The sequence below is a fragment of the Bacillus sp. FSL K6-1338 genome (assembly GCF_038006965.1).
Taxonomy (GTDB): Bacteria; Bacillota; Bacilli; order Bacillales; family Bacillaceae_G; genus Bacillus_A; species Bacillus_A thuringiensis_S.
In genome coordinates this window covers 3,085,832-3,106,867 of the sequence record NZ_JBBOWI010000001.1, presented here as the reverse complement: position 1 = coordinate 3,106,867, position 21,036 = coordinate 3,085,832, and the positions used below count along the sequence as shown (strand labels likewise).

Sequence of the window (21,036 nt, the reverse complement as noted above, 5' to 3'; positions counted from 1 at the left end):
CATTATCAATAATATAGGGAGGATACTTTTGTCAATAAATGAAAAACAATATATTTATAGGTTAATAACCAGATCTTGTTAAGTCGTATGTACTATTTTTAGTTTAGCGTTGCCCAGAATGTACACCAATTAATCTCGCGAATTACAAGAAAATTATTATTGAAATGAGGCGTGCATTGTGAAGTTGGACGTGAATGAGTTAGCAGAGTATCTTGCCAATAATCCTTTCCGAGTAGAAGGAGTATATCGTTATGCTAAAAATCCAGGTGTGCCTTGTGCTGAGTCTACAGATTCTTTCCCAGGATTTGTATTTCCACTTACAGGGAAGACGCAATTTCAATTTAATGGTACGCCGTATATCCTTTCCCCAGGAAAAGTTATACATGGGGGTGCAAAAATGACATTAGCCCATAAAATGCTTGGTGAAATAAACTGGGAATATATTCTTGTTTTATATCAGATAAGCAATCCAGAACGAGAAGACTCTGGCTTTACTCATCAGCATTTTGAATTATTAACAGGACAATCTCCTCGTCTTGTCGAATTACTTATGCGTCTTTGGGATCTGTATAATCAGCGTGGAGGCATTTCGATGCTTCAGACCGAAATGCTGTTTCGCGAAGCGTTGAATGAAGCTTTATTAAGTGTTGTCAATAGAGAAAACAACTATGAGTCGCATACTTTATTCGAACGAATATCTAGTTACGTTCGCCAATACTATTATAAAGATATTACAATACATACGCTTACAGAACAAAATAATGTTAATCGAAATCGTCTTTCTTACGTGTTTAGAAAGCATGCAGGTATGGGGCCAGCAGAATATTTATTGAACTATCGTATAAAGATGGCTCAAAAAATGTTATGTACAAGTGGTGTGCCTGTACAACAAATTTCGCAGGCTGTTGGAATTGCAGACCCTTTTTATTTTAGTAGAGTTTTCAAGAAGCGAGTTGGCATTTCGCCTACTAAATATCGCGAGAAGTTCATCAATAATCCATACTAATGTCAACAGGGGTCCATTCTTATTTGAAAATCACTGTTCTATACTTATGGAGAGTTAAAGGAAACATTGGATTGAAAGAACTTTCATTGAAATCACTCCTTTGTACTATCTGAATGAAAAGTTCTGGCCGGAGCATTTTCTTTTTAAGCGTAATGACGACTTTTTTACTTAGATTATTGTAATATAGTGGAAGTTAAAAATGAGGAGGGATTATTATCCATTACCAACCTATTAAACTAAATGACGAGTTATCTAAAATTAACGATTATTGGTATCCACGAGTGATTGGTGAAATGAATGATGATCAAATTCAGCTTTTTAAAGCTAATGGAGATTTTATATGGCATGAGCATCCTGATACGGATAAGCTATTTATTGTGCTTGAAGGGGAGATGTTCATCGATTTCCGTGATGGACAGGTGAAAATTTCTAAGGGCGAGATGTTTATTGTCCCGAGAGGCGTTGAGCATAAACCTTTCACTGAAAAGGAATCCCACATCATGTTGGTAGAGCCTAAAAGGGAAATGGATTGATAATCGTAAAAAGATAAAAAAGGAGCGGAAATCCGTTCCTTTTTTATTTATCTTACTATTTTTAGGGGCTTAGTATGAGTAAGATGTGAATAAAGGATGAATAGCATTTTTATCAATAAAAATTTATTGGATTTTTTGTGGAATATATATGAAACGTTGTATAAAATAATCAAGAAAGCCAAAAATTATAGGGGGAAAGTTGTGAAGAAAAATAAGAGTTTAATAAGTTTTTTAGGAGTGTTTATTGTGTTGTTTTCTTTTTGTTTTCAAGGAAATGTACAGGCAGATGTAAATACTGTTCAATCTGGAAAAATCAAATCAGGAAACGTAACAGTATGGGAAGTTGGAAATGTAGCGAAAGTATTAGCGGATGTGGAGCGCTTAAATTTAAATACAGTAAATGTACCGATTCAAGTGGATATCCCAAATGTGACTTCTACTAACATGGTAATTAATCAAGCGCAAAAGCAACAAGCTATTATTTTAATTCAAGAATTATTAAAGCGTAATATTCAAGTTATAGTGGAACCGTTCCCGTATATTCAGCAGGGGAATGTTGGAGAGACAGAATGGAACCCAAGTAACATTAATGATTTCTTCTGGAATTGGAAGACGGTTATTCTGCAAGATATTTTTAATTCCATTACAAGTAAATACAATGTGTATGGACTAAAGATTGCTTCTAATTTCGTGAATATGGAGTATGCAGAAGGATACTGGAGCGATACAATTGATTTTGTTCGTAATCAGTATAAAGGAAATGTTTTGTATCAAATGAACTGGTGGTTAACAGCAAGCTGGGACCCTTCTTATGAAGCGAAGTTTAAAGAGAAAATCAATCGTCCGTATTTAAAAAAGGTGGATATTGTAAGTATTGATAGTTGGTTTGAAGTTTCAGGAAAAAGAAATCCAACATATGAAGAAGTAAAGAAAAGTTTATTTGCGACGACAGTGTATAATCGTGGACAAAATGTTGTTCAGCAATTGGAACAATTACATAATGCAACAGGAAAACCAGTTTACTTCGGTGGGTTTAACGTTCCGGCGCGTGAACTTGGATTACAAAATCCGTGGAATCCAGATGTTTCAAATGTGTTTTCAAAAGATGTACAATTAAATGGATGGCGTGCTTACCGCGATGTATTAGAACCGAAACCATATTTTAAAGGTTTTTCAATTTGGTTTATTGGCTCTAATGATAGTACACATGCGTATCAAATACATAGTAAAGAAGCAGAGGCAGTTATTAATGGGTGGTACCGAAAATAATTTTTATAAAATAGGTAAGTTTTAAAGATTACTACATATATTTCTAGTGAAAGGCCTTTCACCATCTTATCACCTAGGGGGCAATCATAATGAAATTTTTGTCTTACCTTACAGTAATTTTGGTGATTCTCGGCGGTTTGAATTGGTTATTTGTAGCGTTAGATTACAATGTAGTTGAGAAATGGTTTGGTTCTATGCCGGCGCTTGTGGACACTATTTATTGGCTCATTGGTCTTTCTGCTATTTATCAAATTTTTGATCGGTTCTTTACGAACGACTAGCTATTATTATTCTATTATTAGAGTGTTAAGTGCGATTATGTACTTAACACTTTTTTATGTATATATAAAAAGTCTGCACTTGCAAGCGATTCCATCGCGTCTTGCGTCGTAATAATAGAAAACAAATTGACCACATATTATATTTTAGGTTATAATTCAGAAAGTTTAAAAAATAATCAAATGAGAAATAGGGAGGTTATGAGGGTAATGGAGAGAGTCTATAATTTTTCAGCAGGACCATCAATACTCCCTTTGCCAGTTTTAGAGAAAGTGCAAAAGGAGCTTGTAAATTATAACGGGACAGGCATGTCTATTATAGAAATGAGTCATCGATCTTCTTATTTTCAAAGTATTATAGAGGAAGCGAGTAACTTACTTCGTGAATTAATGAGCATCCCTGATGAGTATGATATTTTATTTTTACAAGGCGGTGCGTCATTACAATTCTCTATGATACCGTTCAACTTAATGAATACGTATAAAAAAGCTGGATACGTACTAACTGGCTCATGGTCTAAAAAGGCACTACAAGAAGCCGAAAAAGTTGGGGAAGTACAAGTGATTGCTTCTTCCGAGCAAGAGAAGTTTACTACGATTCCTAAACTGGACGGTTTATTAAGTGATGAAAAACTAGATTATGTACATATTACTACGAATAATACAATTGAGGGGACAAAATATGTGGACATTCCACATGTAGAAAGAGTGCCGCTCGTTGCGGATATGTCCTCAAATATTTTATCAGAGCGATATGATGTTTCGAAGTTTGGTCTTATATATGCGGGGGCGCAAAAGAATTTAGGACCTGCGGGCTTAACGATTGCTATTATAAAAAGAGATTTAATTGGGGGAGCAGATCGCTCTTGTCCGACAATGTTAAATTATGAAACTTACAGTAAAAATAACTCCTTATATAATACACCGCCATCCTTTAGTATTTACGTAACAAAACTTGTACTAGAGTGGTTGAAAGAGCAAGGCGGAGTATCTGCGATTGAAGAACAAAATAAAATGAAATCTTCACTTATTTATCATTTTTTAGATGAATCTAAATTGTTTACTTCACCAGTTGACCCTGCGTATCGATCACTTATGAATATTCCATTTACAACACCGTCAGAAGAGCTGAACAATGAGTTTTTACAAAAAACGAAAGAACGCGGCCTTGTTACGTTAAAAGGACATCGCTCAGTCGGTGGTATGCGTGCAAGTATTTACAATGCGATGCCAGTGGAAGGTGTAAAACAATTAGTAGATTATATGAAGGAATTTGAGCTTGAGAATAGATAGGGAGATGGGGATATGTTTCGTGTTCAAACGTTAAATCAAATTGCAGAAAAGGGTTTGCAAGTTCTTGACGGAGAGCGTTATGAAGTAGGGGATAGAATGGACCACCCAGATGGTATTTTACTTCGCAGCTATTCTTTACACCAAGAAGAGTTTTCAAAAGACTTAAAGGCGATTGCAAGAGCTGGTGCTGGTGTAAATAATATTCCTGTCGAGCGATGTACAGAAAAAGGGATTGTAGTATTTAATACACCAGGAGCGAATGCCAATGCAGTAAAGGAACTTATTATCGCCAGCCTTATTATGTCTTCACGTAACATTATTAACGGTGTAAGCTGGACGAAAAATTTAGAGGGTGAAGAAGTACCGCAGCTTGTTGAATCAGGAAAAAAACAATTCGTTGGATCAGAAATTGCAGGAAAACGTCTAGGTGTAATTGGCCTTGGCGCAATCGGTGCTTTAGTTGCGAACGATGCGTTAGCGTTAGGGATGGACGTTATTGGATATGATCCTTATATTTCAGTTGAAACAGCTTGGCGTCTTTCTACACATGTGCAAAGAGCATTTAGCCTTGATGAAATTTTTGCAACGTGTGATTATATTACCCTTCATATTCCTCTTACAAATCAAACGAAGGGAATTATTGGGGAACACGCTATAGAGAAGATGAAAAAAGGTATGCGTTTATTCAATTTCTCAAGAGGAGAACTTGTAGATGAAAATGTTCTTCAAAAAGCGTTAGAAGAAGATGTTATTACGCATTACGTAACAGACTTCCCAAATGAAAATGTGATAAAGATGAAAAATGTAACAGCGACGCCTCACCTTGGTGCATCTACGTCCGAATCAGAAGAAAACTGTGCATTCATGGCAGCGCGCCAATTACGTGAATATTTAGAGACAGGAAATATTCGTAATTCAGTAAATTATCCAAACGTAGAATTGCCGTATATCGGAAAGAAACGAATTACAATTATGCATCAAAACGTCCCGAATATGGTAGGGCAAATTACAGGATGCTTAGCGGAACATCATATTAATATTGCCGATATGATTAATCGTAGTAAACATTCTTGGGCATACACAATGATTGATATCGATAACGGAATTGATGATATAATAAAAGAGAATATTGTAGAAAATATAAGCAAAATTACAGGTGTTGTAGCCGTTCGAATGATTGTGTAAAGGAGAGAGGAATGTGGCAAAAATACGACCGTTTCGGGCCATTCGTCCAGTAGAGGAAAAAGCGGCACAAGTGGCAGCTTTACCGTATGACGTATTAAATAGTGAAGAGGCAAGAGAAGTTGTAAAAGGGAATCCATATTCTTTCTTGCATGTTGATAAAGCAGAAATTGATTTAGACCCGGCACTTTCACCGTACGATGATCGTGTATATGAAAAAGCGGGTGAAAATTTAAATCGATTTATACGAGAAGAAGTGTTCATTCAAGACGAAGAGCCAGCGTTATACATTTATGAACTGACGATGCAGGGAAGAACGCAGTCAGGCCTTGTCGTTTGTACATCTATTGATGAGTATGAAGATGATACAATTAAAAAACATGAGAGAACGCGTCATGAAAAAGAGCTAGATCGTATTCGTCACGTAGATGTGTGTGATGCAAATACGGGTCCTATCTTTTTAACGTATCGTACAAAAGAAGAGATAAAGCATTTCATTGCCAGCTGGAAAGAAGAACATGCGCCAATCTATACATTTACAGCAGAAGACGGCGTTAGGCACGTTGCTTGGAAAATAGCTGATGAAGAAGTAATTGCAAGTTTAGTAAACTTATTTGAAGATATTCCTAACCTGTACATTGCAGATGGGCATCACCGTTCTGCATCAGCTGCAAAAGTAGGGATCATGCGAAGAGAACAATATCCGAATTACACAGGAGAAGAGGAATTTAATTTCTTCTTATCTGTTTTATTCCCACACGATGAGTTATCCATTTGGGACTATAACCGAGTTGTAAAAGATTTAAATGGTTTATCAGAAGAACAGTTTTTAAAACAAATAGCGCAATACTTTTATGTAGAAGAAGCGGCTGTTTCTCCGTATAAACCAAATGAGCCAAAAACATTTGGAATGTATGTAAATGAGAAGTGGTATAAGCTTACAGTGAAAGAGGAAACGTTTGATGCGAATGATCTCGTGAAAGGTTTGGATGTATCTATTCTGCAAGATCATTTATTAAGCCAAGTACTTGAAATACACGATCCGCGATCTGATTCACGCGTTGATTTTGTCGGAGGAATCCGCGGGTTAGAAGAACTAGAACGCCTTGTAAATAGCGGTGAATATAAAGCAGCGTTCTCACTATATCCGACATCAATGGAATCGTTATTAGCAATCGCAGACGCTGGAGAAGTTATGCCGCCAAAATCAACGTGGTTTGAACCGAAACTGCGCAGCGGGTTGTTTGTACATTCTTTAAAGTAAATATAGACTTCTACAGTTTTGAAAAACCGAAATGATTATAGTTTCGGTTTTTCTTATTTTAAAAGAGTTTTTGAGGAGGCGCATGGGATGAAATTACAAGTAGGCGAAAAAATCACCTTTGAACGAACGTTTACAAAAGAAGATGTTGCGCTATTTACGGAAGTATCGAAAGATGAAGGTGTTCATCATGTTACGCCAGATGAGCAAGGGAGATTCGTTGTACAAGGACTATTAACATCAACGCTGCCTATAAAAATTGGTGGTGACTATAACGTACTAGCTCGTCAACAAAAAGGACATTCCTAGTATTACAAGAAATGTCTTTTCCACTAAATTATAGGATATTTCGCTAAAATTCCAACTCTAAAATTAGTTTACTGGTTTGACCTGTAAACTGATAATTATAGGACCCTCTCAGATTTTCTAAGTTACCAGTAGCTTTAATAATTGTTCCTGGGGAATCTAAATTTCCTTTATCAAATATTCCTTGCTCTATAGCTGTAAATGTCCCTTGTTGCCCCTTATAAATTCCTTCAAAGTGTAAAAATCCAGAAATTTTAGCAGTAGCTAAGTGACCATCATTTATATTTGAGTCTAAATAATATAAGAAGTATTCAACAAAAGCTTTTCCTTTTAATTCACCATCAATATCATATTCGACATGTGCAATATTAATAGGGAAATCTTTTCTAGTATCATCGATTGGTTTTTCATCCCATTTACTTACTGTAAATGTTACTTCCATACACGTAATCTCCCTCCAATTATATACTTTTAAAAAGTACCAATTCACAGACATATCTCATAGGAGTGTTTTTATTCATTCCACGCCACTCTCTAAAATAGAAAAAGATACATTTTCACAATCAATTTCTGCCAACGCGCCGTAAGGTAAAATAAACTTTGGCTCGGTATGGCCAAAATTTAAATTATAAAGAATCGGTAAATCTTCTAAATGATGTTCCTTCATAACCAGCAGTATTTCATGTTTATATTCTTCATAATATTGTTCATCTTTCGGTTTACCGAAGATGATACCTTTTGCTTTTTGCAGAATACCTTGCGCTGCATAATTTCGTAACCAATATTTTATATAACTTGGTTCCGGATGATCTTCAGAGGTTTCAAAGAAAAGAATACTATTCTCCCAATGTTTTTTCTCAGGCCAAAGTTCCGTTCCTTTTGCAAATTCCAGTACTTCTATACAACCACCAATTAAACGCCCTTGTACAGTAGTAGAGCCTTGAAGTAGCTCATATCCTTTGTTTTGCTGCATCGTACGTCTTGTATCCTTATTACTCTCTATCCATTCTAAACGCTCACTCGTCCATTCATGAGCTGGTTGAATTTCGTCAATCGTTTCATTTGAAAAGAGAGTTCGATTTACCATTTCAACTGTATATGGATCCATCTCTACATTTTCAGCAAAATCAGTCAAAATTGCTGGACCGTATAAAGAGGAAAGGCCTGCTTTATGACAAAATAAATGTGAAATAGTAACGTCAGAGTACCCCATAAAAATTTTCGGGTTTTCGCGTATCACATTAAAATCTATATAGGGGAGTAACCGGATGCTATCTTCACCACCAATATTCGCGATAATTGCTTTCACGCGTGTATCTTTAAATGCAGTCATTATATCTTCCGCACGAGCCTCTGGATTGTTATAAAGGTATTCGCTACCTTTTAAACTATTTGGCATTGGGATAACCGTAAGACGAAAAACCTCTTCTAATCTTTTTACTCCTTGCTCATATCGCCATCTTATTTCAGAATCACCTGCTCCTCCCCATGAAGGACTTACTGTCGCCACGATATCTCCTGGCTGTAATCTCTTTGGTTTTATTAACATATGAATCCCGCTCCTACATAATGTAATGAACTACGGCTATACAAATTGTAGCGCTGAAAAATATGATGCATAACATTAGCTTCTTCATCATCAACAATTTCACCTGCTGTAACTCGAGAATCTAGACTCATTGTTGTATATTTAAAAATTACAGTATGCAACATTGCATGAGGAAAACGGTTGTTATTTTCACAACCTGTAACTATAATGATTACAGGTTGGTCGATACCAATCAAACAAATACAATCATCATGAATGGAGATGTTTCATAATGGGTATGAAAAAAATAATTTTAGCAGGTGCTTTAGGGATCGCAGCATTATCAGGAACAAATTTACCAGGACTAGAAGTAACAAAAGCGAGTGCAGCTTCTATTGAATCGAACTTCTCGACGTTAGAAGGACGAGTAGTAGAAGTAGATAACGGTGTAATTGTCGTAAAATCTAAGCAATACGAAGAACCTGTTAGTGTGTATATTGATTCATTTTCAAATGTGAAAGTAGGAGATGAAGTAAAAGCTACTGGATCTATGATGCGTAATTTTACAGAATATATGGTTGCAACTGCAGTTGAAAATACAACAAACAAGTTAGGTATGCACACGAAAGAAGATGGCTCACCTAATTATGTAATTGGAGAAGTATCAAAAGTAGGAACGATGGAAGATGAGGGAGACGGTGCTACTAAATATGTTGTAGTTGAGTATCCATCGCTAAATGGGAAGAAAGATATTATTGATGTTTTCTTAACAAAGGGACAAGTATTTAATGTGGGTGAGAAAGTGAAAATTGATATGGAGTATGTGGGCTGGGGTGGTATTTCTATTAACTGGAACACAGTTGATCATATTGAAAAAGTTCATGAAGCAAAGACGAACGCTGAAAATAATGATGATGTATGGATTTGGTCTTAATAAGGCGAGTATAGGTCGTTATTTGCAATTTTCTCCAAACAATACATGTAAAAACTAAATGTATCATGCAGTACCCATCTAATTCTCATTGCGTATGACAATTAGATGGGTACTTTTTTATTTGAAATTTGTGCAAGTCAATGTTTAGCATTTCTTTTTAAGAGTAAATTACGGTTGAAATCAAAACTTTATTTGCAGTACATAATAAATAATGTTGATTTTTTATCTTATATTAAAATAAAAACAAACCACTGTTCGATTTGAATATTCCACGATATAATAGTGAGAGTTTATGGCAGAATAAATATTTACATAAGAAGTGAGGTACTGTATGAAAAAAAGAACGACAGACATTATTTTTATTATTATCGGTGCATTTCTTTTTGCGTTAGGTGTTAATTTGTTTGTTATCCCGAACGAGTTTGGTGAGGGTGGGGTAACAGGTATCACGATTATTACGTACTATTTATTTGAATGGTCACCGGGCTTAGTTAACTTAATTTTAAATGCGATTTTGTTAATAGCCGGTTATAAGTTTTTAAATAAGATTACAACAATTTATACGATTATCGCTGTAGTTACGAACTCGCTATTTCTTCATTTGACAGAAGGCTGGACGATTGCTTCGGATGAAATGCTTGTAAATGCCATTTTCGGAGGAATATTTATTGGGTGCGGGATTGGTCTTATTATTCGCGTTGGTGGAACAACTGCAGGTACTACCATATTAGCAAGGATGACGCATAAATATTTAGGCTGGAGCATTAGCTACGGTCTACTGTTCTTCGATTTAATTGTTGCGTTTTCATCTTATTTCATCATTGGTGCAGAAAAACTGATGATAACAATTATTATGCTATATGTAGCAACGAAAGTGATGGAGTTTGTAATTGAAGGTTTAAATCCGAAGAAAGCCATTACGATTATTTCTGATAACCCGAATGAAATAGCTGGGAAGGTAACTACCTTAATGGGCAGAGGGGTTACTGTGTACTCAGGTCATGGCTATTACACGAAAACTCCAAAGGAAATTCTTTATGTTGTTATTAATAAGCAAGAAGTAGTGAAGCTAAAGCGGATTGTTCAAACTACGGATCCGGCGGCGTTCATCGCTATACACGATGTTCGTGATGTGTTCGGAGAAGGATTTGTTGATATTTCGAAGGCTTAGAAATTATTTTTGATTAAAATAATCTTAATACTAAAACGTAAGAATCTATTTTGAATAATCTTTTTTCAAAATAGATTCTTTTCTAATGGATCTATATTTATAATTAACCCCCATGCACTTTAAGCTCAATCTTTTACGTTCTAAAGAAAACTGCCGATAAAGCCCTCCAGTCTTTTCTTTAATTTTGAAATGTGAGAGTTGAATTACAATGAATTATATGTGATTGTTTAATCTATTCCCCATGAGTTTTGCCATTTGTTTCGCATCTGGATTTCCTTCATCGTACAATTTATCAATAATATTACTATAATCCCTCTCATTCCGATTTTGACTTAATTTATATGCAGCCTGGATGTCTCCTACTTTAATTTTAAACCCAACTATCCCTTTCAGTTCATTTTCTAAGAGAGTGGGGGAAAGTTTATCCCATAATATTGGATTTTCACGATGTTCTTCATATTTTTTCAACATTGTTGTTAATTCATCTATTAATTCCTGTTTATCTAAAATACTTGCTTTACCATATATATGAACGGCTTGATAATTCCATGTTGGAACTTCTTCATTTTCATACCAAGAAGAAGAGATGTAAGAGTGCGGTCCCTGAAACATTACAAGAACATCTTCGCAGGTTTCAAATGTTCTCCACTGGGGGTTCCCATAAGCCATATGTCCAGTAATAAAATAGTCATCGCCTTGTTTAGTTAATCCAAAGGGCAAATGAGTTGCGATTGGTTTCTCTTTTTTAGTTGTGACGATTGTTCCAAAAGAGTTTTTTTGAACAAAATCCCAAATTTCATCAACATTTGTGACTTTAAAATACTTTGGAATATACATAATAGCCCACCTTTCAAAAAAAGTTATATGAGTGTTTTGATCATTATAAGGTCAACTTGTTCGTTATCGCCCATATAAAAGGAATGAGAGCCAGCTTGTACAAAACCTAATTTCTTATAAAAAGCAATAGCATTTTCATTTTTCTCCCATACGCCTAGCCAAATATTCTTTTTATTATGTTCTATTGCAATTTCAATAGCATTATTTAGTAGATATTTACCAAGACCATGTTTTTGAAAGGAGCTCTTTATATAAATTCTCTCTACTTCAAGTGATTCATTTCCCATTTCTTCAGACTGAGCATCATCAATATTGACCTTTAAATATCCAGCAATTTCATCGTTAAAGTAGACAAAAAAGAATTGAGAAGAGATATTGGATAATTCTTTTTCTAATTGTTTTAAGTTAAATGCCTTTTCCAAATAGTGATTCATACTTTCGGGTGAATTCTGATGTTTAAAAGTCTCATTAAATGTTTCATAACTAATATCTTGAAGTCTGTGTATATCTTCAAGGGTGCACTTTTCTATATGTGTAGTCATTTGAATAGTTCGCTCCTTTATATAATCAATAATTTCTCTTATTTCCCTTTTTTACAAAATCCCAATCTTTTTCTATATTTTTTCTTACTCTTTGAAGAAGATTAGAAATAGTTTCCGCTTCTGTTTCCGAAAATCCCTCTAATGCAACAGTATTTGAATAATCGTTTTCTCTTTTAATAAAAGGATAGACATTTTTCCCTTTTTCTGTTGGGAAAAGTTTTTTGATTTTCTTGTTAGATTCATCTTCTTTCTTTTCGATAAATCCATTGATTTCAAGCTTTTTGATAGCACGGGCTGCAGTTGTACGATCTACTTTTATCATCTCAGATAGCTTTTCTTGAATGATTCCTGGGTTTTCACATATTCGCACAAGGTACAAATACTGACCTTTTGTAAGCTCATATTCTTTAAATTCTATATTACTAATAGAATCTAATGCTCTTGCAATCATGCCAATTTCACGAAGAATTTCTTTCATAATGAACTCCTTATCTTTTGTTTTTATTGCAAATGCAACAATTTGAAGTTACATTTAATATAAAATATTTTTATTGTAAATGCAACAAAAATGACGATGAAGAGGTTGATTAAAATGAAGTATGTTTTTTATGTATTAGGAATTTTAATATTAACCCTTGGTATTTCTGTCACAATACAATCAGATTTTGGCACTTCACCTTTTGATGCACTTTTAGTAGGACTTTCTTTAAATGTGGGGCTTACTGTGGGAAGCTGGGAAATAATAATAGCTTTATTATTAATATGTTGTAATTCGAAATTAAAAAGACAAAGACCAGAGGTACTAGGGTTGTTAACAGCATTCATAACGGGTATTGGTATTGATGTGTGGCTATTTTTATTACGCGATTTAATTACACCTGAAATATGGTACAGTAAAATGATTTATTTTGGAATCGGATTAGTTATTACAGGATTAGGAACTGCAATATATTTACAAACAAATTTTGCTCCCATTCCAATTGACCGATTAACTTTAATCATACAAGAATTAACTAGAACGAATATTTTTATAGCACGAACATTTATTTACCTTATATTCTTAATAATGGCAACGATTTTACATGGACCAATTGGTGTTGGAACTATATTAACTGTTTGTTTAGGTGGGTTATTACTGAATTTCTTTATACCACTTACTAAAAAAGTAATAGATCACTTATTCGTACACCAGAGTACGTCATCAAGTTATAAGAAAAATAAAGCAGCTGACCATAATGATAACAAAAGTATCTTCTAAGGAATCCTTTTCTTTAAATTACTTATACATTTGAAGACTGACTGTTTTTGAAACCTTCTTCAATCCACCAAGAACTTATAAATTCTATTTTTCTTTTTCTTGCAAAAAATCCAATTGTTTCTTAAGGTAAGGATGTAGAAGGATGAACGAGAGAGGGTTTAATGAAGATGATACATATTTTATTAGCTGATGATGATAAACATATTAGAGAGTTATTGCATTATCATTTACAAAAAGAGGGGTTTAAAGTTTTTGAGGCTGAAGATGGAAAGATAGCGCAAGAAGTATTAGAGAAGGAAAATATTCATCTTGCGATTGTAGACATTATGATGCCGTTTGTTGATGGTTATACGTTATGTGAAGAAATTCGTAAGTATCATGATATTCCTGTTATTTTATTAACTGCGAAAGACCAGTTAGTGGATAAAGAAAAAGGATTCATTTCTGGTACAGACGATTATATCGTAAAACCATTTGAGCCAGCTGAAGTCATTTTCCGTATGAAAGCATTACTTCGTCGTTATCAAATGCTGAGTGCTGATATTATTACGTTGCACGGTACAACAATTGACCGAAAAGGCTTTGAAGTGAAGTGTAACGGACAAACGATTTTGCTTCCACTGAAGGAATTTGAATTGTTATCGCAACTGGCTAGTTATCCTGGAAGAACATTTTCAAGGGAAGAATTAATTGAATTAGTATGGGGAATGGATTTTGAAGGGGATGAACGAACGGTTGACGTTCATGTAAAGCGATTAAGAGATCGTTTTTCAAAACGAACGGATGATTTTCAAATTACAACGGTGCGCGGCCTCGGGTATAAGTTGGAGCTGAAATAAGATGAAATCACTATATTCTAGATTTGTATTTATGACGGTCGGCATTATGCTACTTAGTAGTATTATAGGCTTTTTATTAACGAACGTATATTATCAAGTGAAGTTAAAACCGTATAATAGTGAAAAGATTTTAAAGTATGCTGAAGAAGTAAAATCGTTATATGAAAAGCAAAGTGAAGAAAATCAAGAGGCATACTTACGGTCTATTGCGAAGCTAGGATATGAAATTTATATTGTCGATGATCAAAAGAATGGAAAGCGTATCGGAAATGCATTTCGTAAGACGACAATAAGTGATGATACCGTTCATAAAGTATTGCAGGGGGAGACATTTAATGGTGTTTCTACTTATCCAACGCGCCTTTTCATTACAGGGTTTTTCGATAATGAATTAATTAATAGCGTCGGTGTCCCGGTAAAACACGGTGATAAACAGTACGCTTTATTCATTCGCCCTGACATTCAGCAACAATTTGGCGAGATGCGAATTTTCTTAGCGGTATTACTTGGGTTTATCGTTTTACTAAGTATTATTTTTATAGCGATTGCAGCAGGTTACATCGTTCGTCCCATTCGTAAATTTACGAAGGCTACGCAAAAAATTGCGAGTGGGGAATATGAAATTGAATTAGACGTAAAACGAAAAGATGAAATAGGAACGTTATCTACAAGCTTCCAAAAGATGACGAAGAGTATTAAAGAACTAGATGAAATGAGACAAGAATTCGTTTCGAACGTTTCACATGAATTTCAGTCGCCACTTTCTTCCATACAAGGTTTTTCAAAGACGTTGCAAACAGAAAAGATGAGTGAGGAAGAAAGAAATCATTACTTACAAATTATTGAGGGTGAAAGTAAGCGAATGTCTAGTTTATGTAAACAGTTACTTACGCTCGCTTCATTAGATAAAGAGGAAAAGGTTCTACAAATAAGAGAATTCAATCTACAGAAGCAAATTAAAGACGTCATTTTTATGCTTGAGTGGAAATGGCGGGAAAAAGATATCGCCGTTGAATTTGATGTGCCAGATATCACTATAAAAGGTGATGAAAACTTACTTCATCAAGTATGGAGTAACATTTTCACCAATAGCATTAAGTTTTCAAACGATGGTGGGACGATTGAGTTTTTCGTCGAAGAGTTAGAGTCTAGTGTCATTGTCTCTATATCTGATAACGGAATTGGTATGGAAAAAGAAGAGATGGACCGTATATTTGATCGTTTTTACAAAGTAGATACGGCAAGAGCGAGAAACGTAGAAGGTAGTGGTTTAGGATTATCGATTGTGCAGAAGATTGTGGAACTGCATAACGGAGACGTTTCAGTGTATAGCACGAAAGGGGAAGGGACTACTGTTCGGGTGGAGCTTCCGAAATAGATGGAAGAGGCTGTTTGGAAACGGCCTCTTTTTTGTCGTTTTATGTCGGCAAGTCGATATAATCGGAAAATCGCTGATATAATTTGAGTTGCGCCGATATATTGTGAAAATCGCCGATATAATTCTATTTGCGCTGATATATTTGAAAAATCGCTGATATAAATTTCACGTACTCCCATTTCTGCTATAAAGCCGCACCTTTTCCGCGCTCAAAAAGTATCAGATGTAATTTAATTTTCCCTTTGTAATCTTCTGTTCATATTCCGTTCATATTTCTTTTTTATGATAAGTGCATAGAAAGAAAGAGGAAGGAGCGAGCATAATGTTTTTAGCTCTGCGTGAATTGAAACAATCAAAATTAAGATACGGATTAATCGGACTTATCATGGTTTTATTATCATTTTTAGTTCTTGTTATTTCAGGATTAGCAAATGGATTATCATATGATAATGCTTCATCGATTCAAAATATGGAGGCAAATAAGTTCGTTTTAGCAGATGATGCGGAAAATAAATTACTTCGTTCACAAATTAAGAAAGACGATGTAGATAACGTAGTAAATCAAGTGGACGAGAAAGAGGCAGTTCCATTTCGGGTGAAAGTTTCAACGTATGAAAAGAAAGATAGTTCGAAAAAGGTTGATATCGCTATTTTTTCAAGTGAACGTGATTCATTTTTAGAACCGAACATTGTAAAAGGTGAGAAATTAGGTACAGCAAATAATGAAATGGTTGCTGATGAATCAATTAAAGAAAAAGGAATCGATATTGGGGATACAATTATCGATCCTGTTTCAAAGAAAGAATTTACAATCGTCGGATTTACGAAAGATCAAATGTTTAGCCATACACCAGTCGTTTATGTAAATGAAGACGTATGGGGCGCTATTTCACAACCAAACCAAAAAGATTATAGTGCAATCGCACTTAATACAGATAAAGAAGTAAAAAATGCACACGTAATTGACAAAAAAGAAGTGCTGCAAAGTATTCCAGGGTTTAAAGAAGAGCAAGGAACATTAACAATGATCATTGCATTCTTACTTGTTATCGCTGCATTACTAATTGGTGTATTCTTCTACGTCATTACACTGCAAAAAACACAGCAATTAGGTGTATTAAAAGCAATCGGTACAAAGAACTCGTATTTAGCAAATAGCTTAGTCGTGCAGGCGTTATTCTTATCAGTCGTTGCGATGGTAATCAGTATCGTTCTTGTACAAGGGTTAGAACAAATTTTACCAGCAGGTATGCCGTTCTTATTAACAACACCGATGATTGCACAATATGCAGCAATCTTTATCGTAATTAGTATTTTAGGAACACTTATTTCTTTATACCAAGTATTAAAAGTTGATGCGCTAGAGGCAATTGGAGGCGGGATGTAATGACTTCATTATTAAAATTAGACAAAGTAAGTAAAGTGTACGGAGAAGGGAATACGGAAGTAACAGCCCTTCATCCGATATCGCTTGATGTGAAAGCCGGAGAATTTATCGGAATCGTCGGTCCTTCTGGATCAGGGAAAAGTACGTTATTATCAATCGCGGGTGCATTATTATCACCATCAAAAGGGGATATTTACATTCGTGAGCAAAATATTACACAGTTATCAGAAAAGGAAATGACAGACATTCGTTTGAAAAAAATCGGCTTCATTTTCCAGTTTGCAAATCTTGTTCCATATTTAAATGTGAAAGAACAATTGCTTTACATTGCAAAGCTGAAAAAAGAAAGTAAACAAGAATCGGAAAAGCGTGCAGATCATTTATTAGCGGCATTTGGATTAGGAGAAAGAAAGAATCATTATCCAAATCAACTATCTGGCGGGGAAAAACAAAGGGTAGCAATCGCTCGTGCGTTCATGAACAACCCAGATTTAATATTAGCGGATGAGCCAACGGCAAGCTTAGACTCAAAACGTGCACGTGAAGTTGTAGAAATGATGAAACGTGAAGTGAAAGAGAGCCAAAAAGCAGCAATTATGATTACACATGATGAAAGAATGCTTGATGTATGTGATCGTATATTGATGCTTCGAGATGGACAGTTAATATAAAAAAAGGAAACCCGTACATGTATGTGCGGGTTTCCTTTTTTTTAATGGATTTATTTAGAGAATAACGTTTTAATTTTATTACGAGTAAGTAATAAAACACCGCCTAATACAGATAGCATTCCTAGAGCCATATTGTTTGATTGCTCGCTACCAGCGTTAGGAAGTTCTTTAGCGTTATTGTTTTTAGTACCATTAGTTTGTTTAGCCTGTGATACTTCATTAATCTTATTATCAACATTTTGCTTCGTTGTATGTATCTCAGCTAATTTGTCATCAATTTTTTTCTCAGTGTGTTTAAAGTCGTTGATTTTAATATCTAAGTCTTGTTTTTTCTTTGATAAATCGTCTGAAACAGTTTGTTTTGATTGTTTAATTTCGTTAATTTTATTGATTAAATCTTGTCTAGCTTCTTGTAATGCAGCTAGTTTGTTTTTCACATCTTGTTTAGCTAGTTCTAAGTTAGCGGAAAGACTGTCTAAATTGCCTTTAATTTTCTTAAGTTCCTCTAACGTGTTATCAGTATTCGGCTTGTTTTCTTTTAACTCAGCAAGTTTGTCCTCAGCAGTTTGTTTCGCTTTCTTTAACTCAGCTAATTTTTCATCTACTTGTTTTTTTACTTCCTTAAGTTCATTAACCTTTTGATCGATGTTCTCTTTATGTTGCTTCATTTCATTCACTTTTTCATCGACAGTTTGTTTATGTTCTTTAATCTCATTCACTTTGTTATCGATATTTTGCTTATGCTCTTTTACTTCAGCAACTTTATCTTCTACTTGTTTTTTATGCTCTTTAATTTCAGCGATTTTATCTTCGGCGATTTGTTTGTCTTGCTGAAGTTTTGCATCTAACTCTTGTTTATGTTGTTTAATCTCGTTAATTTTTTCATCAGCAACTTGTTTACGTTCATGTAGTTCATTCACCTTCGTATCAACATTTTCCTTAACCTTGTTAAGTTCATTCAATGTTTGATCCACGTTTTCTTTGTGTTGCTGCAATTTCGCATCTAACTCTTGTTTATGTTGCTTAATTTCAGCTAATCGATCTCCCGTACTTTGCTGAGGAGTAGCATCATTTACTTCCGCATGAGCAGGGTTCGCGCCAGCAATCATTGCTAAAGCTAGTGTAGACGCAGCGATTGTTTGTTTTGTTTTCATATTTTTGTACCTCTTTTCTTTCATATACATGAACTGTTTTGTGTAAAAATGAGCATATAGAAGTAGATTATCTTATTATTATATACTATGTTAGGCGCTTAGAGGAAGGATTTGCATAATAATCTATGATTATGTAATTTTTATAATCTCTTATTTGGGGGTAGGGGATAAACCTTTAGCTAGATGAACAATTTCTTCTATAGTAAAGCTTACATCTTTATTATTGCGAATAACAAACAAATAATCAGCCTCGTTTTCTACAGGATCTACCACATCATCGTGAAGTGATTCAGTTTGTTGTCGATCAAGTACTTCTTTGAAACTAGAATATCCACCTCTAAAAATATTCGTACTTCGCGTGCTTCGAGCCACTCTTTCGTAAAGTACATCATCTGGAATGTCAAAATGAACTAATATGCGTACATATTCATTCTGTGGAAATAATTCGTTTAGTAAATAGAATCTTCCGCTTTTACTGCGATTGGAATTACAAATAATAAGGTGTAAATTTGTATGTTCTTTCGCATAATCAACAATGAATTTTGAAAGACCGTGCTTAAATGTATTAGCACCTTCAGCCGGCTGTAATTTTTCATAATGCGTGTTAATAAATTCAGCTTGGTTATCTTGATCCATAACGAAAGAGTGGGGTAACTCTTTTTCTAAAGCTTTTGCAAATGTAGTTTTTCCACTGTGTGTTTTTCCAACTGTAATGATGACTAATCTTTTCATGACGCCCTCCATTTGTATTGTTATGAACTGGAATATTCGGTGTAGATCGAAATCTTCCTGCTAGAGATTACACAAATTGTTGGAGCATTAGTAGGGTGAAAACTTGACAAAAAAACTTATTTATGATATAATTTAACGATTTAAAAATATGGTGTATAATAGGGTTCTCCTGGCCAGGGGAACCCTATTTTTGTTGTGAAAATGAAGGAGAGTGTATGTGCGTGAAACAAGGTGAAGCAAGTGTAACGTCGTTAGTATCAGCTTTCGGAAGGGCGTATCATAGTGAATTTGATAATCCTAAAATCTTTGATGATTATGTAGCTAAAGATTTCATTTCACAAAAAGAACGTAACAATATTGAAACGAACATGGTTCAAGGGATTCACTTTTTCAATACAGACATTGCAGAGCAGTTTCAAGACAATCCAAAAGAAATATTAAAATGGATTACGCAAGTTCAGTTATCACCAACACCTTTAGCACGTGCCGCATATTGTGAAAGAGTATTACTACGTGAAATTATATTAGGAGCGAAACAATACGTCATACTCGGTGCAGGCTTAGATACGTTCAGTTTTAGACACCGAGAATTAGAAAATAAAATAGAAATATTTGAAGTGGATCATCCTTCTACGCAGGCGTTTAAGAAGGAAAGAATAAAAGAAGTAGAACTTGAAGTTCCAAATCACCTTCATTTTGTTTCGATGGATTTTACGAAAGGAATTTCCTATGAACAGTTACAGACTGAAGGATTTGAACATAAAAAGACTTTCTTTAGCCTTTTAGGTGTTACGTACTATTTAACGAAAAAGGAGCTTGCTAGTTTAATAGAGTGCTTGTTCGAGATAGTTCCAGTAGGGAGTTCTATCGTTTTCGATTATCCCGATGAAAACTTATTTACGAAAAAAGGACTATCCAATCGAGTTGAAAACATGGTGAAAATGGCTGCGGTAGGCGGAGAACCGATGAAATCATGTTATTCTTATGCCGAAATGGAAGCACTGTTAGAGAAGGCGGGCTTACTTATTTATGAGCATTTATCACCAGAGGATATAAATACATTGTATTTTGAAGGAAGAAATGATTATTTAGAAGCTTTTGAGACGGTGCATTATGTGCATGCGGTGAAGAGGTAGAGGTTAGTAGGCATGGAGAGGAATCTCTGTGCTTTTTTGTGGAAAACAAGAGGATAGGGTTTATTGGGAAAGATAATGAAAAATATATTGCTATATAAGTTATTATATCTAAATGAACATCAGGAAGAGTTTCGGGTATATTTGTCGGAAAACATAGAATATTCAACAAAAACCCATGATTATATTATATAATGATTTTAATAAACCATATTTTAGAAATTACCCCCGATTGTGTAGAAGGTATATTTTGTTTTGATAAGCTAAAATGTTTAGCTAAAAGAACTTGTAGTGGGGCTTGCTACAAGTTTTTTATTTGTAAAATTTTTATTGGCTAAAATATG

The 21,036-nt window shown here is 34.6% G+C and carries 23 protein-coding genes and 1 pseudogene; 16 read left to right on the top strand and 8 right to left on the bottom strand.

Annotated features, from left to right (window positions below):
• The first annotated feature begins 178 nt into the window (after positions 1-178).
• The 8 genes and pseudogenes from NZ044_RS15920 to NZ044_RS15885 form a co-directional block, all read left to right on the top strand.
• Positions 179-1,006: a helix-turn-helix transcriptional regulator gene (locus NZ044_RS15920; RefSeq protein ID WP_000762790.1), complete on the top strand. Its 828-nt coding sequence runs from the start codon at positions 179-181 to the stop codon at positions 1,004-1,006.
• A gap of 293 nt (positions 1,007-1,299) precedes the next feature.
• Positions 1,300-1,539, top strand: coding sequence for a cupin domain-containing protein (locus NZ044_RS15915; RefSeq protein WP_000997179.1), 240 nt, complete (start codon positions 1,300-1,302; stop codon positions 1,537-1,539).
• A 201-nt stretch (positions 1,540-1,740) separates the two neighbouring features.
• A complete protein-coding gene (locus tag NZ044_RS15910; protein WP_118961669.1) occupies positions 1,741-2,808 on the top strand; it encodes a glycoside hydrolase family 113 in 1,068 nt (355 codons plus the stop codon).
• Positions 2,809-2,897: 89 nt separating this feature from the next.
• Complete coding sequence (locus NZ044_RS15905; RefSeq protein ID WP_000670804.1) at positions 2,898-3,089, top strand: DUF378 domain-containing protein; 192 nt, start codon at positions 2,898-2,900, stop codon at positions 3,087-3,089.
• Positions 3,090-3,296: 207 nt separating this feature from the next.
• Positions 3,297-4,379, top strand: coding sequence for a 3-phosphoserine/phosphohydroxythreonine transaminase (gene serC, locus NZ044_RS15900; protein WP_000442926.1), 1,083 nt, complete (start codon positions 3,297-3,299; stop codon positions 4,377-4,379).
• 12 nt (positions 4,380-4,391) lie between these two features.
• A complete protein-coding gene (locus NZ044_RS15895) occupies positions 4,392-5,564 on the top strand; it encodes a 3-phosphoglycerate dehydrogenase family protein (RefSeq protein WP_000490235.1) in 1,173 nt (390 codons plus the stop codon).
• A 13-nt stretch (positions 5,565-5,577) separates the two neighbouring features.
• The gene (locus NZ044_RS15890; RefSeq protein ID WP_001063061.1) at positions 5,578-6,825 is read left to right on the top strand and encodes a DUF1015 domain-containing protein; all 1,248 of its coding nucleotides are present in this window, start codon (positions 5,578-5,580) and stop codon (positions 6,823-6,825) included.
• A gap of 87 nt (positions 6,826-6,912) precedes the next feature.
• Positions 6,913-7,113: pseudogene (locus NZ044_RS15885) on the top strand (dehydratase); the annotation flags it as partial.
• Between the two features lie 61 nt (positions 7,114-7,174).
• On the opposite strand, the gene NZ044_RS15880 reads toward NZ044_RS15885, so the two are convergent.
• The 3 genes from NZ044_RS15880 to NZ044_RS15870 all read right to left on the bottom strand — a co-directional run bounded on the left by NZ044_RS15880 (position 7,175) and on the right by NZ044_RS15870 (position 8,913).
• On the bottom strand, positions 7,175-7,570 hold the full coding sequence (locus tag NZ044_RS15880; protein ID WP_000454103.1) for a DUF3224 domain-containing protein: 396 nt from the start codon (positions 7,568-7,570) through the stop codon (positions 7,175-7,177).
• A 75-nt stretch (positions 7,571-7,645) separates the two neighbouring features.
• A complete protein-coding gene (locus NZ044_RS15875) occupies positions 7,646-8,677 on the bottom strand; it encodes a S66 family peptidase (protein ID WP_000905878.1) in 1,032 nt (343 codons plus the stop codon).
• Positions 8,671-8,913 (bottom strand): hypothetical protein, encoded by a 243-nt coding sequence (locus tag NZ044_RS15870; RefSeq protein WP_044784009.1) that lies wholly within the window; start codon positions 8,911-8,913, stop codon positions 8,671-8,673. The genes NZ044_RS15875 and NZ044_RS15870 overlap by 7 nt, the downstream gene beginning before the upstream one ends.
• 35 nt (positions 8,914-8,948) lie before the next feature.
• Here NZ044_RS15870 and NZ044_RS15865 point away from each other — a divergent pair, with 35 nt between their 5' ends.
• Positions 8,949-9,590 carry an ATP F0F1 synthase subunit alpha gene (locus NZ044_RS15865; protein ID WP_098506642.1) on the top strand — a complete coding sequence of 214 codons (642 nt, stop codon included), beginning with the start codon at positions 8,949-8,951 and terminating at the stop codon, positions 9,588-9,590.
• Positions 9,591-9,921: 331 nt separating this feature from the next.
• A complete protein-coding gene (locus NZ044_RS15860) occupies positions 9,922-10,761 on the top strand; it encodes a YitT family protein (protein WP_000747488.1) in 840 nt (279 codons plus the stop codon).
• A 213-nt stretch (positions 10,762-10,974) separates the two neighbouring features.
• Here the strand turns inward: NZ044_RS15860 and paiB are convergent, their stop codons facing one another.
• From paiB to NZ044_RS15845, 3 genes are read right to left on the bottom strand one after another with little or no spacing between them, the layout of a single operon-like run.
• Entirely contained in the window at positions 10,975-11,598 is a 624-nt protein-coding gene (paiB, locus tag NZ044_RS15855) for a protease synthase/sporulation negative transcriptional regulator PaiB (RefSeq protein ID WP_000275827.1), read from the bottom strand.
• A 23-nt stretch (positions 11,599-11,621) separates the two neighbouring features.
• Positions 11,622-12,140: a GNAT family N-acetyltransferase gene (locus NZ044_RS15850; protein WP_000207057.1), complete on the bottom strand. Its 519-nt coding sequence runs from the start codon at positions 12,138-12,140 to the stop codon at positions 11,622-11,624.
• Between the two features lie 25 nt (positions 12,141-12,165).
• Positions 12,166-12,618 carry a MarR family winged helix-turn-helix transcriptional regulator gene (locus tag NZ044_RS15845; RefSeq protein WP_000658983.1) on the bottom strand — a complete coding sequence of 151 codons (453 nt, stop codon included), beginning with the start codon at positions 12,616-12,618 and terminating at the stop codon, positions 12,166-12,168.
• Positions 12,619-12,732: 114 nt separating this feature from the next.
• On the opposite strand from NZ044_RS15845, the gene NZ044_RS15840 reads away from it, so the two are divergent.
• The 5 genes from NZ044_RS15840 to NZ044_RS15820 all read left to right on the top strand — a co-directional run bounded on the left by NZ044_RS15840 (position 12,733) and on the right by NZ044_RS15820 (position 17,673).
• A complete protein-coding gene (locus NZ044_RS15840) occupies positions 12,733-13,398 on the top strand; it encodes a YczE/YyaS/YitT family protein (protein ID WP_000878285.1) in 666 nt (221 codons plus the stop codon).
• 161 nt (positions 13,399-13,559) lie between these two features.
• Positions 13,560-14,237 (top strand): response regulator transcription factor, encoded by a 678-nt coding sequence (locus NZ044_RS15835; RefSeq protein WP_000781960.1) that lies wholly within the window; start codon positions 13,560-13,562, stop codon positions 14,235-14,237.
• A 1-nt stretch (position 14,238) separates the two neighbouring features.
• Entirely contained in the window at positions 14,239-15,615 is a 1,377-nt protein-coding gene (locus NZ044_RS15830) for a sensor histidine kinase (RefSeq protein ID WP_044783140.1), read from the top strand.
• A 322-nt stretch (positions 15,616-15,937) separates the two neighbouring features.
• Positions 15,938-17,002, top strand: a complete 1,065-nt coding sequence (locus NZ044_RS15825; protein WP_000477741.1) for an ABC transporter permease — start codon at positions 15,938-15,940, stop codon at positions 17,000-17,002.
• Positions 17,002-17,673, top strand: coding sequence for an ABC transporter ATP-binding protein (locus NZ044_RS15820; protein ID WP_000202594.1), 672 nt, complete (start codon positions 17,002-17,004; stop codon positions 17,671-17,673). The genes NZ044_RS15825 and NZ044_RS15820 overlap by 1 nt, the downstream gene beginning before the upstream one ends.
• A 50-nt stretch (positions 17,674-17,723) precedes the next feature.
• On the opposite strand, the gene NZ044_RS15815 is transcribed toward NZ044_RS15820, so the two are convergent.
• Together NZ044_RS15815 and NZ044_RS15810 are read right to left on the bottom strand one after the other, a co-directional pair.
• Positions 17,724-18,827 carry an LPXTG cell wall anchor domain-containing protein gene (locus NZ044_RS15815; RefSeq protein ID WP_340949849.1) on the bottom strand — a complete coding sequence of 368 codons (1,104 nt, stop codon included), beginning with the start codon at positions 18,825-18,827 and terminating at the stop codon, positions 17,724-17,726.
• A gap of 150 nt (positions 18,828-18,977) precedes the next feature.
• Complete coding sequence (locus NZ044_RS15810; protein WP_000826967.1) at positions 18,978-19,559, bottom strand: AAA family ATPase; 582 nt, start codon at positions 19,557-19,559, stop codon at positions 18,978-18,980.
• Between the two features lie 215 nt (positions 19,560-19,774).
• Between NZ044_RS15810 and NZ044_RS15805 the strand changes: the two genes are divergently transcribed.
• Positions 19,775-20,695: a class I SAM-dependent methyltransferase gene (locus NZ044_RS15805; protein WP_079245747.1), complete on the top strand. Its 921-nt coding sequence runs from the start codon at positions 19,775-19,777 to the stop codon at positions 20,693-20,695.
• The last annotated feature ends 341 nt before the right edge of the window (positions 20,696-21,036 follow it).